Annotated in this window: 10 protein-coding genes; 7 read left to right on the forward strand and 3 right to left on the reverse strand. The window is 54.0% G+C overall.

The features are described 5' to 3' along the window. The first annotated feature begins 45 nt into the window (after window positions 1-45). Window positions 46-1,068: a TRAP transporter substrate-binding protein gene (locus CPH65_RS13025; RefSeq protein WP_197703844.1), complete on the forward strand. Its 1,023-nt coding sequence runs from the start codon at window positions 46-48 to the stop codon at window positions 1,066-1,068. A 330-nt stretch (window positions 1,069-1,398) separates the two neighbouring features. Here the strand turns inward: CPH65_RS13025 and CPH65_RS13030 are convergent, their stop codons facing one another. The 3 genes from CPH65_RS13030 to efeU form a co-directional block, all read right to left on the reverse strand. Beyond that, entirely contained in the window at window positions 1,399-2,652 is a 1,254-nt protein-coding gene (locus CPH65_RS13030) for a Dyp-type peroxidase (RefSeq protein ID WP_096173847.1), read from the reverse strand. 76 nt (window positions 2,653-2,728) lie between these two features. Beyond that, entirely contained in the window at window positions 2,729-3,925 is a 1,197-nt protein-coding gene (gene efeO / locus CPH65_RS13035; RefSeq protein WP_096173848.1) for an iron uptake system protein EfeO, read from the reverse strand. Continuing rightward, window positions 3,915-5,549 (reverse strand): iron uptake transporter permease EfeU, encoded by a 1,635-nt coding sequence (gene efeU, locus CPH65_RS13040; RefSeq protein WP_157747675.1) that lies wholly within the window; start codon window positions 5,547-5,549, stop codon window positions 3,915-3,917. The genes efeO and efeU overlap by 11 nt, the downstream gene beginning before the upstream one ends. Window positions 5,550-6,246: 697 nt before the next feature. Here efeU and CPH65_RS13045 point away from each other — a divergent pair. From CPH65_RS13045 to CPH65_RS13070, 6 genes are all read left to right on the forward strand, one after another. Beyond that, window positions 6,247-7,032, forward strand: a complete 786-nt coding sequence (locus tag CPH65_RS13045) for a DeoR/GlpR family DNA-binding transcription regulator (protein ID WP_172891518.1) — start codon at window positions 6,247-6,249, stop codon at window positions 7,030-7,032. A 36-nt stretch (window positions 7,033-7,068) separates the two neighbouring features. Further along, window positions 7,069-8,235, forward strand: coding sequence for an iron-containing alcohol dehydrogenase (locus tag CPH65_RS13050; RefSeq protein ID WP_096173851.1), 1,167 nt, complete (start codon window positions 7,069-7,071; stop codon window positions 8,233-8,235). Window positions 8,236-8,407: 172 nt separating this feature from the next. Then, window positions 8,408-9,721 carry a Na+/H+ antiporter NhaC family protein gene (locus tag CPH65_RS13055; RefSeq protein ID WP_096176399.1) on the forward strand — a complete coding sequence of 438 codons (1,314 nt, stop codon included), beginning with the start codon at window positions 8,408-8,410 and terminating at the stop codon, window positions 9,719-9,721. A 128-nt stretch (window positions 9,722-9,849) separates the two neighbouring features. Beyond that, window positions 9,850-10,902: an S-methyl-5-thioribose-1-phosphate isomerase gene (locus CPH65_RS13060; protein ID WP_096173852.1), complete on the forward strand. Its 1,053-nt coding sequence runs from the start codon at window positions 9,850-9,852 to the stop codon at window positions 10,900-10,902. Window positions 10,903-10,944: 42 nt separating this feature from the next. Beyond that, on the forward strand, window positions 10,945-12,159 hold the full coding sequence (mtnK, locus tag CPH65_RS13065) for an S-methyl-5-thioribose kinase (protein WP_096173853.1): 1,215 nt from the start codon (window positions 10,945-10,947) through the stop codon (window positions 12,157-12,159). A gap of 74 nt (window positions 12,160-12,233) precedes the next feature. After that, entirely contained in the window at window positions 12,234-13,268 is a 1,035-nt protein-coding gene (locus CPH65_RS13070; RefSeq protein WP_157747676.1) for an NAD(P)-dependent oxidoreductase, read from the forward strand. Window positions 13,269-13,297: the final 29 nt, after the last annotated feature.

Here is a 13,297-nt window from a genome sequence, read left to right on the forward strand (position 1 = left end):
TCGTGAACACACGGCTTTCCAACTGACAATCTGGGAGGAACAGACATGAACATTTTTAAACGCACCATTCTTGCCGGGGCTGGTCTTGCCGCCACTCTGGCAGCCATGCCCGCTTTCGCAGCAACTGAGCTTGTCTTGTCAAGCTGGCTGCCGCCGCGCCATCAACTTGTCGTGGGGGCGATCAAGCCTTGGGCAAAACAGGTCGAAGAGGTCACCGAAGGCCGTGTGACCATCCGCGTGTTGACAAAACCGCTCGGCGCACCGCCCGCACATTTTGATATGGCACGTGATGGTGTCGCTGATATCACCTATGGTCTGCACAGCTTTATAAGCGATGGGCGGTTTCTCCGCTCACGCGTCGGTCAGTTTTCTTTCCTTGGTGATGATGCCGTGACCGTGTCGAAAAATTTCTGGACCATTTACACCGAAGACCTTGATGCCGCGGCTGAACACGAAGGCACGCACGTCCTTGGTCTTTTCACCCACGGCCCGGGTGCGCTGTTGTCCAAAGACAGACATTTCGAAGCTGCGAATGATTTCTCCGGCTTCAAAGTACGGACACCGGGCGGCTACCCAGCCGACCTGCTAAAGGGTATGGGCGCCACCACGCTGTTTATGTCCTCGGGCGAGGTTTATGAAAAGCTGACGCGCGGCGTGATTGACGGTGTTTGCATGCCGCTTGACTCGCTTCTGGCCTTCAAACTCGAAAAACATCTCACTGATGTAATGACCGTCAGTGGCGGGCTTTACAATACCTCCTGGTTCCTTGTTATGAACCAAGCGAAATGGGAAGGTATTTCCCCTGAAGATCAGGAGGCAATCATGTCCGTTTCCGGTCTGGCCTTCTCGGAGCTGGCGGGCAAAGCATGGGACGAGAAAGATGCAGAGGGCTTCGAAGCAGCCAGCGATGCCGGGATCAATGTCTATCCGGCAAATGACGCGGTGCTTGATCATCTCCTGTCCGTTGCCACCCCGTTGGAAGAGGCATGGGTTGAAGCGGTCAAAGCACAAGGGTTCGACGCTGCAGGCGCATTAGCCGATATGCAGACCGCGAAGCCTTCTAAATAGTGTAACCCGAAGTACCACACAAAGGCAGGGGACGTGCAACTGCCTTTGTTGCCAAGCGTTCGACCAAAAGCTGTGATTTAGGGTTTTGGCCGAACGCTCCAAGCCTACGTAATCGGGCTACCACTTATGCCGGCTTGAGCGAGCCGCCAAGCGTCAAGCGTATCCGTGGCGGTTCGCGCAACCGAGTTTGAAAGCCAACCACGATAGCCATTTGGAAACCTCCTGTGGCTGTCATGTCCGCTGCGGTTCATTTCAACTCTGCTGAAAGCCAAACCCAAGGCGATTTTGGCTGGCTTCCAGCGGGTGACTATGCTTTTGCTGTCGCTTAAATCAGGTGAACATGTAGGCGCCTATATAAGAGCCCTTCTGTGGGGCTGGAGGGGCGAAAAAGATCGCTGACCCGATGTGAGATATATATTCGTTGAGGCGGTCCAGTGATCCCAGCCGGCTCTGAATTGCCTCGAAAATGGCTGGGTCATTCTGATAGCTGACAAAGTGCAGCCCTGCATCCAGCATCCCGACTTCGTTGATACCGTCCGTATAATTGTAGGACCGGCGCAAAAGCTTGAGCCCTCCCATGTTTTCATGCGCTGCAAGGCTCATGTGCGACGTCTTCGGTATGACCGTGTCGCCATTTTTCTTCACGGCCTCGAAATCGGGTTCGTCAAACTCATGCTCTCCGGAAAGAGGAGCGCCGGACACCTTGAAACGTCCAAATACGTCATTCTGGTCATCAACACGGTCCGTGTCCCAGCTTTCGATAAACATCCGAACCTTGCGGGAGACCATATAGGAGCCGTCATGCTGCCATTCTGGACCATCCTTGATCCAGACAAAGCGGTCATAATCGTCCTGTGTGGTGATGTTGCGCGTGCCATCCCGAAAGCCGAGCAGATTGCGCGGAGTGGTCTGCCCCGGTCCTGCGGATGCACGGCCAAAGCCCATGATTGCCCAACGGGTGGAGGCCACACCCGCGGCCTTGGCGATGCGCGCCAGAATGCGAACGGCGTGATAGGTAACCTGCGGGTCATCCGCACAGGCTTGTACGGCCAGATCGCCGCCAGAAAGCTCGGCCTTCAGGGCATCTCCGGGCAGATCATGGAGTGAGCGCATCAGGGGCGGCTTATAGGCATCAAGCCCCTTGACGTCAGAAAAGACCTTCGGGCCGAGCCCGACTGTGACGGTGAGCGATGCCGGGCCCAGATCAAGCGCCTCTCCGGTCTCCAGAACCACAGCATTGTCCCGCTCCGGATCCACAAGGCCGACCGGTTTGCCCGCCATCATCTGCGCGATGGCGGCCGACCATCGGGCGAGCAGGATCTGGATATCTCGCGGGTTCAATGACGTAAGGTTGAACGTCATGAACTGGGAATAGCGCTGAGGAGCTGTTTGAATGCCTGCCTGAGGCCCTTCGCCATAAAAGGCATAGGACTTGCCCAGGTCGACGTGGTCATCGGGCACCGCTGCCGAAGCTTGGGTCGTTTTGGCGACAACGGCTCCCAAGGGTGCGGCTGCCGCAGCCCCGAGCAGATTGCGCCGCGACAAACCCGTCTTCGGGGTTGAAAGTTTTTTCTTACTAGTCATGGTCTGATGTTCCTTTTGGAGCAGGTCTCGCAGGGCCGGAAAGGCTGCCGGGGGACACGGCAGCCTTAGGGCGCAATCAGTCAGCGGTTGCGACTTTTTCCGCGATACGGGAAAGAGGCTCCTGCAGTGACTGGATTGCCTGGCTCAGTTTGACGGTGTCTTCCGCTCTCAGCTCGTCGGAATAGAGCTTGTAGCCACCGGGAACAGAGGCATCCCGATATCCGTCCAGAAGGGTCCGGACCTTTTCAAACTCTGCGCTGACCCGCTTGGACAGATCGGCGTCGATTTTTTCCATGCCCGGCTGCAGATAGGCAAAAGCCTGCTGCGCGCCCTCCACATTGCCCGCAAAATCGAGCATATCGAAGTGGCTGTAGGCTTCTTCCTCGCCGGTGATCTTGGTGTTCTGAACCTCTTCGAGCAGGTCCGCTGCACCATTGGCCAGATCTTCAGGCAGATACTCAAGGGTCGGAGACACGTCGTCGAGCAGCTGCACATTCTTGAGCAACTCGGCAGCATAGGCCTTGGTCTGATCCGTGATCTTGCCCGCCTCGAACAGATCCCGTTCGATGGCGTGGTATCCATGCCAGCCAACTTCGGGGTCGATATTGGAGGCACGCATATCGATCAGATAGTCAAGATTGCCGTGGTTGTCTGTCGCGTCAAAGCCATCGAGCACGAAGCCGTCGACATCGGATTCAACGCGTTCATAAAATGGGCGCGCCAGCGGATAGTCGTGTTTGGCTTTTTCAAGATCGCCTGCATCGATGTCGTCCTTGAGGCGGGAAACGGCAACAACCATGGCGTCGATCGTTTCATTGACATATTGGGCGTAGCCGTCGGTGCCTTCTTCAAGGATCTTGGAGATCGTGCCGGTTGGGCGCGGAGCTGCCTCACCGGTTACGCTGAAAGCAACCTTGTCTTCTTTCGCACCCGGGCAATAGATTTCATAATTGCCGCCACCAAGGGTGACCGTGAAGGCCACAGTCGGTAGGCCCGGAGCAAGGTTTTCCTTCTCCCCGATAATGCGGTTGCCGTTCAGCAATTCGACTTCGGTGAGAGCCGTGGCTGTCTTGTTGGTAACGGAGAAGGTGACGGGACCTGCCTCGACGCTGGATTTGTCGAGCACACAGGCACCGCCATTGTCATCTGTCAGGGTGACGGCAACCTGTTCGACTTCCGCGGCTGCAAGTGCGCTGCTTAAGCCGCCGAGGATCAGAAACGTGGATAGGGATGTGGTGGCAAGAATGGTTTTGGATAAAGAATTACGCTGCATGATGATGTCCTTTTGCTGCAGTGGCTTCGGCGTCTTGGCCAATGTTGGAATGAAAACGCTCCGGAGCGAGGCGTCGGGCTTGAACGAGATTCCGGGCGCCAAACAACGCCAGGAAGAGGGAAATGAAGGCTAGAATGGAGGGCAGAGTACGAGCCCAGAACATCCACTCATCCTGATCGATCTTGAACTTGATGAGAGCTGTCTGGACACGCGAGATGTGGTCTTCGCTGACATGCCAACGCCCCACAGGCAGAACCAGATCGGTTTTCAGATCCTGCTGTATCGAGCGCACGCTCAGGGTTCTGGGGGATTGCAATCCACCATCGGAGAGGGTCATCGTCAGCGCATTTCGCCCAGAGGCATCGAGCAGAATGCCGTTGGTCGTCCAGACGGTTGCCTTGAGCGTGTGCACCCAACTGACATGATAGGGGCCGGGATAACGCGTCGGGTTGAGGCCGATGGGCTTGCGGCCGCCTGACAATTTGACGATTTCAGAATAGGTCAACTCTTGAGGCAAACCGGACGGCTCGCTTTTGTTGATGATATCCCACAACCGGGATGCCAGCCCGTCATGCTCACCGCGGGTGGCCTCAGACTGGGGGAGGGGCAGCGTCAGCTTGCCGGTGTTGTCGGGTCGTGCCAGAACCAGAGCGCCCTGATCCGAAAGGCTGGCGCTGGCGACATCAGCCTTGCGAACCATCACTCTTGCTGCGGTGTTCGGAAGTCGGATCGAAGGGGTTGGCGAGAGAAGGAAAAGCAATGCGGAAACAGCAAGGCATAGCAGAGCAACAGCGATCTTGATCCGGCCTGCACCAACCAGACCCGGTCGATGGGATTGCGGCCAATAGATGAAGAGCGCAACAGGCACCAGATAGAGACACCAGCCAAGTCCCTCGATCAGTCTGGGATCGGAAGGGATGCCCAGCATTCCTGTTATCAGCGCAGAGCGCATGGTCCCGGCTGCGACAAGCCACGACAGATCGAGTATCTGTTGCTGGCCCGCATTGAGCCAACCAGCCTCATGCGCCGTTCGCAAGGTGGAAACACACAGGCCCGCGGCCACCAGAATAAGAAAGGCACCCGTTATGCGGAAAAATCGGGAGAGATTGATTTTGACCCCACCGATATAGATGCCCCAACCAATCACGACTGACAGCAACAACCCCAGTGTTGCGCCGACTGCGGCCCAAGCTGCGGATTGCGCCACGGAAAAGGTCGCCAGAAGAAATACGCTGGTTTCAAAACCTTCTTTGAGGACTGCGAGGAAGGCCATGCTGGCCAGTGCGTAGGAGCCCGGTTTGGAAAGGGACGCGGCGGCCCTTGCTTCAAGCTCGCCTCTCATCGCGCCGCCTTGGCTGTTCATCCACGCGATCATGCCAGTCACAAAGAAGATTGCGACGACGCCAATCAGCGTTTCCAGCGCCTCCTGCTGGGCTTGGGACAGGGCCTTTTCGACCATGTGCAGGCCTACGCCGACCAGAAGGGAAATCAAGATAGCCAACAGGACGCCAATCCACATCGGCCGCATGCTTTGATGATTTCGATTGAGGAAAGCCGCGATGATCCCAACGATAAGCGAGGCTTCCAACCCTTCACGCAGGCCAATGACGAGAGTAGCCAGCATTTTGCGTCCTTTGTGACCAGACAAGTGGCTGACAGAAAGCGCAGCTCATCTGATCAGCGGTTAACACCCCAACCAACAAGACAAAGCCTCTCCGTTCCGCCTTCCGGGAAGGGAGGCAGTTGGGCACGTTCTGACAGTGCTGTTGGTTGTGAGTTATTTATGAGTTACGTACTCATAAATTAGGAAAGGGTGCCGCTCTGTCAATCTATATGATTTAGAACGCTTCTACGAACGAACGCCATCGGCGCATTTCTGGGAAAAAATGGCTGTTGAAATATGAGTAAGAGTTTCATATTTTCCGTCCCGATTTGCTGCCGAGTTGCTTAATGACCCCATCGTTCAGGAGATTGATGCAGAAGCGCCCCCAAATTTTCTGCCCGTCAGCAAGCAGAGGTCTACGGACCAAATCAGCAAAATTGGTTGGATGCGTATTCCAATTCCATTCGGGCAATCGGCACCATGTTGCCGTTCGCGCCGTGGGCCGAGTTTCGCGCGCCCAGATGGCTTCTAGTGCGCGATTTGACACCTAAAACTATTCTGTTTCACCCAAAATATATTTAGAACTGTTGATATGTACGTTGGCATAATGTGGGAATTTGTCGCATATATGCCCGAATAAGGGAATCTGCGAATAGGAGAATGTGGGAAAATGTGTGCAAATGTGAGAAATGAGAGCAAACGGACGGTATTCACCAAAATGCTGAAAGCAGACAGACTCAAGGAAATCGAACGCCACCTGAAAGAAGACGGAAGTATCGTCGTCTCAAAGCTCAGCGCGCAGTTTTCTGTCTCGGAGGAAACGATCCGCCGAGACTTGGACAGCCTGAGCCAAACCCTCTCGTTCAGGAGAGTGCATGGTGGCGCCTATCTCTTGAAGGGATCTGACAAAGAAGTCCCAGCCACGTTGCGGGAAACATTCTTTACAGCAGAGAAATGTCTCATCAGTCAGAAGGCAGTGGGCGACATTTCAAACGGCGACACAGTCATGCTCGACAGCAGCACAACCGCATTGTTTATCGCGCGTGAGCTGTTCAGGCAGAAAAAGAACGTCCTTCTTATCACCAACTCCCAAAAGATCATTTCTGAAGTTCCCGAAACAGGGGGTGTCGAGGCGATTTGCATTGGCGGACATCTCAGAAAAGAAACCTGGTCGTTTGTCGGCCCAGCTGCGTTCGACGCGCTTCGAGGGCTCGCGGCGGACATGGCATTTGTCAGTTGCACATCCATCCACCCGCAGTTCGCAATGACGGACAACAACGAAGGTGAGGCCGCAATCCGCAGGCTCATGATCGAAAGATCCGGTCGATCGACGCTTGTTATCGACCATACCAAATTCGAAAAACCTGCCACTCACAAAATCTGTGAGTTCGACGAGCTAGACGAGATCATTCTGGATTCTGCCGTCGCGGAAGATCTGCTGGAACCAATTCGACAAACCGGGCTTGGACTGCACGTCTGTTCTGACGCCAAGCCGGAAGAATAAGCCGCTCAACAAGCAACCGAAAAATCGAGAAACGCCATGGAAGACTTCAATTTTTGCAGTAGAACGAAAATAGTTTTTGGTAGAGGAAAAGAGAATGAAGTCGGCCTTCAGGTGAAGCCATTCGCGGATAAGGTTCTCCTTCATTATGGTGGCGATTATCTGGAAAAGAATGGAATTCTCGATCGCATTGTTGGCTCTCTGAAAGCAAGCGGTGTTGAACCTGTCCTGTTTGATGGTGTGGTTCCCAATCCTAGATTGTCTGTTGTGAAGGAAGGCATCGCTCTTTGCCGCAAGGAAGGGATTGGCTTCATTCTCGCAATTGGTGGCGGTAGTGCCATTGACTCTTCCAAGGCCATCGCGCTCGGCGTGCCCTATGAAGGGGATGTGTGGGATTTCTATACCGGCAAGGCTGAGCCTGAAACGGCCCTGAAAGTCGGGACCATTCTGACCATTCCGGGCTCTGGTTCGGAAATGTCCGAAAGCAGCATCATCACCAATGAGGCTGATGATACCAAATACGGTATCGACAATGCCCTGATCGTGCCTGAATTCTCGATCCTCAATCCCGAGATGTGCTTCACCATTCCGCCATTCTTCATGGCCAGCGGGCTTGCAGATATTCTCTCGCATCAGTTCGAGCGTTACTTTACGCCAACAAAATTCTGTCTGTTCAGTGACCATCTCCTCGAAGGGGCGATGCAGGCGGTTATTGCCCTTGCTCCAAAGATCCTTGAGGCGCCGCAAAACTACGATTATTGCGCTGAATTTATGTGGCTGGCCACAATTTCTCACAATGGGGTTCTGGACGCCGGTCGACAGTCAGATTGGGCTTCGCACCGGATCGAACACGAGATTAGTGCCCTTTACGATATCACGCATGGTGCGGGGATGGCGATCATCTTCCCTGCATGGATGAAGCATGTGAAGTCCACCGATCTGGATCGTTTTGCGCGCCTTGGCACCAGAGTATTCGGAATTGATCCAAACGGTCGGAGCAAGGATGAAATCGCTGATCTGACCATCAAGGCCGTAGCAGATTTCTTTGCTTCCCTGAATCTGAAGATCTCGTTGGCCGATGCAAAAGTGCCAACGGACAGATTTGATGAAATGGCATCCAAGGCATTGGGCCGCAGCGATGCGATCGGCCGTTTCAGGAAGCTCGCTCACGACGACATTGTCGCGATACTCAAGCTGGCCGTCTAGGCACCAGACTTGGAAATCTCTGTGAAACTTTAGCGAATAGAACCGCTGAAAGGCAGGCCAGAATCCCCGGTGAATCAATTCCGAACTCAAAAATAAATCAATAACCACGCACGTTTCGTCTCAAAGACAATTGTGCGTGGTGACCAAAATGGACGTGTCTTGGGAGGAAATCATGACACCAAAATCCAATGCCAAGGGGCTACTGCCTCTGCTGTTTTTCTTGGTAATCTACATCTTTACCGGTGTTGCGACCGGCAACTTTGGCGCGATGCCTTTGTTGGTTGGGTTCATGGCTGCATTCGGTGTGGCTCTTTGCCTGGACCGTCTGGATAAAAAAACCAGTTTTGATGAAAAAGTCATGCTGTTCTCAAAGGCTGGTGGCGAGGAAACCATCATTCTGATGGTCGTTATTTTCCTGTTGGCTGGCGCATTCTACTCCGTAGCCGATGCCATGGGGGCGGTGAGTTCAATCGTCAATCTTGGTTTGTCGGCCATGCCAAGCAATATGATCTTGCCGGGCCTGTTTCTGATTGGCTGTGTGTTGTCCTTCTCAATGGGGACATCCATGGGAACGGTGACGGCACTCGCCCCGATCGGCGTGGGGATTGTGGAGCAGACAGGTGCCAATATGCCGCTGGTCATGGCTACCGTTATCGGCGGGGCGATGTTTGGTGACAACCTGTCCTTTATCTCGGACACGACCATCGCGGCCGTGAAAACGCAGGACGTAAGCCTGCGCGGTAAGTTCAAGATGAATGGTCTTATCGTCCTACCCGCTGTTATCTGTACTGTTATCATTCTGGCAATGATTCCAATATCTTCAGGCGTATCTGTTGAATCCGGATCTTACAGCCTCGTCAACATCATACCCTATGCAGCAATTATCATCACGGCTTTGATCGGATGGAATGTCATGGCTGTGCTGGGGATCGGCATTGGACTGGGTGTTGCGGTTGGCCTGTTCAATGGCAGTTTCAATCTGGTTGAAATGCTCGACGTTCTTCAGCGCGGCATGGGCTGGATGGAAAATCTGGCGATCATCGCCGTTGTCGTTGGTGGTCTCGTTGGGCTGATGAAATACTACGGCGGGATCGACTACCTTCTGAAAACAGTAACGAGCATGGTCAAAGGCAAGATCGGCGGCCAGTTCGGCATTGGTGCTCTTGTGTCCTTGATCACGGTCTCCACGACCAACAACACCATCTCTATTCTGGCCGCGGGCCCTCTGGCAAAGGACATCTCTGCGGAATATGAGATCGATCCAACGAAAACGGCGGCATTGCTTGATATCTTTGCGGCTGGCTTTCAGGGGCTCTTGCCTTATGGCGGGCAGTTGCTTCTGGCTGCAGGTCTGGCGAAAATTTCACCGGTCGAGATCATGCCTTACGGCATCTATCAGATCCTGATGATCGTCTTTGCAAGCCTTGCAATTTTCCTTGGCAATTCAGCACCCAAAATCAAGCCGACACCGGCTGCTGGTGCCTAGACGACTGAACGTCTTAAGAAAAAAGGACGCGGCTTTGAGACTAATAACTCCCGCGTCCTTCCCCGCCTACAGGATTTTAAATCCCGCAATTTGCGTGATCGCTTCAAGTTTGCAGAAAGGAGTTCGTCTTGGAAAGACAAGATAAAGACCTCGGTTTCCTTTTGCGTTTTGAAAATGTTGCTTGGTACGAAAATGGATCCGTCCGTATTCTAGACCGGCGCGTTTACCCCAGAAAAATCGAATTTGTCGAATGCGTCAGGCACGAAGAGGTTGCCCAGGCGATTGCCGACATGGTGACCCAAAGCGCAGGGCCCTACACCGCAGCCAGCATGGGGATGGCCCTTGCCTGCCATGAGGTTCGTGGCCGACCACAAGCCGAGCAACTAAGCCACCTGAAAAAGGCGGCCTATACGCTCTCCCATGCGCGCCCAACCACCGTCAATCGGATGACGCTCATAACGGGAGGCTGTCTCGACGTTGCCAGAACGGCCTTGGAAGAGGGCAGGGCGGCAGATCAGGCCGTGCTCGACCACACGATTGATTCAATGAACCGGCGCTATGCCAAGATCAGTCAGGTGGCCGAGTATCTGGTTTCTCTGTGGCCTCAGAATGGCACAGTAATGACCCAGTGCTATGGCGAAACAATCGTTGGCACGATGCTGCGGGAGGCTCGCAACAAGGGCAAGAATGTCAAACTCTTCTGCCCTGAGACCCGTCCTTTCCTTCAAGGGGCGCGGCTGACTGCAAGCGTTGCGAATGATCAGGGCGTTGATGTGACGGTGATCACCGACAACATGCCGGCCACGGTCATGGCAACCAAGGGCATTGATGTCTTTACATCCGCCGCCGACAGCATTTGCAGAGACGGCCATATCGTCAACAAGGTTGGTACGCTGCAGATTGCCATCGTCGCCCATCATTTCGGCGTTCCCTATTTCGTCACGGGCATTCCTGACAAAGAACTGCTCACCATAAACGATGTCCGAATAGAAGAACGTGATCCTACCGAGGCCCTGAGCTTCAATGGCGTCAAGAATACCGCTGACGGCGTGAAGGGCTTTTATCCGGCCTTTGACGTGACGCCAGCAGGGCTCGTCAGTGCGGTTATCACGGACAAGGGGCCGTTCGCTCCTCAGGATCTGAACCGCTACTTCAGCCTTTCCGATACCGCTTACTGGTAATCAAATTTCTCGCAAGCTCATCTTTGAAAAGAAGAAGACGCAATGACCAAGTTCGAAACCCATTTCAAAATGACCGACACCGACGCCATAGAATATGCCCGGACACAGTTGGATTATTTTGATGAAGATGCGCAGCTCACCTCCAGCATGATTGCTGACGGCAATATCAATTATGTTTTTCGTGTCGTCGATGAGAAGAGCGGCAAGTCCCTCGTGCTCAAGCACGCCGACGTGTTGCTCCGTTCATCCGGGCGCCCGCTGGATGTGTCCAGAAGCCGGATCGAGGCCCGGATTCTCGACATTCAATCGAAGCTGGCCCCTGATCTTGTGCCGCGGGTCTTGAAATATGATGAGACCATGTGTGTTCTGGTCATGGAGGATATCTCTGAATTCAAAAATCTGCGCTATGAGCTGCTCAAGCGGATTACCTTTCCGCATCTGGCCGAAAACATCAGCACTTTCATGGTGGATACGATGGTCCCCACCACGGACCTGGTGATGAATTCAGGTGAGAAGAAACGCCTCTCTGCGCAGTTTGTGAATGTCGATCTGTGCGATATTTCCGAGGATCTTGTCTTTACCGAGCCATATATCGATTACAAGAGCCGGAACATCATTTCCGTTGGCAATGAGCAGTTTGTTCAAGAGCATCTTTATGACGATGAAGCCCTGCTTTTGGACGTCGGCAAACTGAAGAACAATTTCAAGAACAACGCGCAAGCTCTCATTCACGGCGATCTTCATTCCGGTTCGATTTTCTGCAATCAGGCGGGGACCAAGGTCATTGATCCCGAGTTCGCGTTCTTTGGCCCCATTGGATACGACTTGGGCAATGTGCTGGCGCATCTGGTGTTCGCATGGGCGAATGCAGAAGCAACCGAGGCTGATCAGGCCATCCGCCAGACCTTTGCTGCTTGGTCGTCCCAGACGATCACAGACATCATCAACCTCTTTACCGCCAAGTTCATGGCTTCGCTCGAGAAGAACGTGGTTGAACCAACGGCCCGCTCGTCCGCCTTCAGGGAATGGTACACGGCGTCTGTTCTTCGGGATGCTGCCGCGAGCATGGGTATGGAGATCATCAGGCGCGTTGTGGGTGACACCAAGGTTCTCGACCTCACCTCGATCGGGGAAGGCGAGATCCGCCTTACTGCCGAACGGTCACTGATACGCATCGGAAAAGACCTGATCCTGCAAAAGAATTTGTCAAAAGCCACCGAGCTCTGCCGCGAGCAACTGGCAAGCTTGCGCGTTTGAGACGGCCTCTCCGGGGCGGTGCTTTCGGCCCCGGAGAGCGTCACTGCATGCTTGTGTTTTAGGGAATGAAAAAAATGAGACGCGTATTACTGGTTTGCGAGTTGGAAGAAGACGGGAAAGAGTATCTTTCCAAGAACTACGATCTGCTGATGGCAGGGGCGGCGACGGGAGAATGCGATGAGCTGACCGAGGTTGCTCTTGCTGAGTTGATGGCATCTCACCAACCCCACATCTTGTTGGTGAATTCATCACCGGCAACAGCACGGGTGCTGGCTGCGTCAGACTGTCTCGAGCTGGTCATATGTGCGCGTGGAACGCCTAACAATGTGGATCTGAACTACTGCAGAGACAAGGGATTGCTTCTTTGCAGCACGCCTTCCAGAAATGCCAATTCTGTCGCGGAATTCACGATCGGGCTGATGATGGCAGCAACGAGACAGATCCCGCAATCCATGGAAGCAATCAGGGATCACACGATTGTCCTTGAGGGAGATCCTCTTGACGGCGGCAGCAAGGATGTAACCTGGATCCACTCGGATCTGCCCTACATCCCCTATGAGCGTTACAATTCGCTGGAGATCGCCGGGGCCACGCTGGGACTTGTCGGGCTTGGCTTTATCGGTGGCCTTGTGGCGGAAAAGGCCAAGGCCCTTGGTATGGAAATACTGGTCTATGACCCGTACCAGAACAAGGAAGCGTTGGCATCAAAGGGCTACAGGCTCGTTGAATTTCAGGAGCTTATCGAAGGCTCCGATGTGATCAGCCTGCACGCAAAGGAAACCGAGCAGACCCGGCATATCATCAACACCGAAGTTTTCAAAACCATGAAGCCCTCGGCCTACCTGATCAATACGGCCCGCGGGTCACTGGTCAATTACGATGATCTGAGGCAGGCGCTCAAAAGCAGGCAGATTGCCGGCGCTGCAGTCGATGTCTTTCCCTATGAGCCACTGCGGTCCAATGATCCGCTTATCAATACCCCCAACCTCACGATGACCCCGCACATCGCAGGCGCCAGCCGCAATGTGGTTCAGCATCACACGCGTATGGTCATGCGCTCGATCCACGATTTTGAAAATGGTGAAAAGCCGAAGTTCGCGGTCTTCTGAAAAATCGAAGGCGGCAGGGAACGGAAAAA

Source organism: Cohaesibacter sp. ES.047 (genome assembly GCF_900215505.1).
Taxonomy (GTDB): domain Bacteria; phylum Pseudomonadota; class Alphaproteobacteria; order Rhizobiales; family Cohaesibacteraceae; genus Cohaesibacter.

Excerpts from the sequence above, each read along its gene's own strand:
- CPH65_RS13025 (WP_197703844.1), top strand. The coding sequence starts at position 46 with ATGAACATTTTTAAACGCACCATTCTTGCCGGGGCTGGTCTTGCCGCC.
- mtnK (WP_096173853.1), top strand. The coding sequence starts at position 10,945 with ATGACCAAGTTCGAAACCCATTTCAAAATGACCGACACCGACGCCATA.
- CPH65_RS13070 (WP_157747676.1), top strand. The coding sequence starts at position 12,234 with ATGAGACGCGTATTACTGGTTTGCGAGTTGGAAGAAGACGGGAAAGAG.
- CPH65_RS13045 (WP_172891518.1), top strand. The coding sequence starts at position 6,247 with ATGCTGAAAGCAGACAGACTCAAGGAAATCGAACGCCACCTGAAAGAA.
- efeO (WP_096173848.1), bottom strand. The coding sequence starts at position 3,925 with ATGCAGCGTAATTCTTTATCCAAAACCATTCTTGCCACCACATCCCTA.
- CPH65_RS13050 (WP_096173851.1), top strand. The coding sequence starts at position 7,069 with ATGGAAGACTTCAATTTTTGCAGTAGAACGAAAATAGTTTTTGGTAGA.
- efeU (WP_157747675.1), bottom strand. The coding sequence starts at position 5,549 with ATGCTGGCTACTCTCGTCATTGGCCTGCGTGAAGGGTTGGAAGCCTCG.
- CPH65_RS13055 (WP_096176399.1), top strand. The coding sequence starts at position 8,408 with ATGACACCAAAATCCAATGCCAAGGGGCTACTGCCTCTGCTGTTTTTC.
- CPH65_RS13030 (WP_096173847.1), bottom strand. The coding sequence starts at position 2,652 with ATGACTAGTAAGAAAAAACTTTCAACCCCGAAGACGGGTTTGTCGCGG.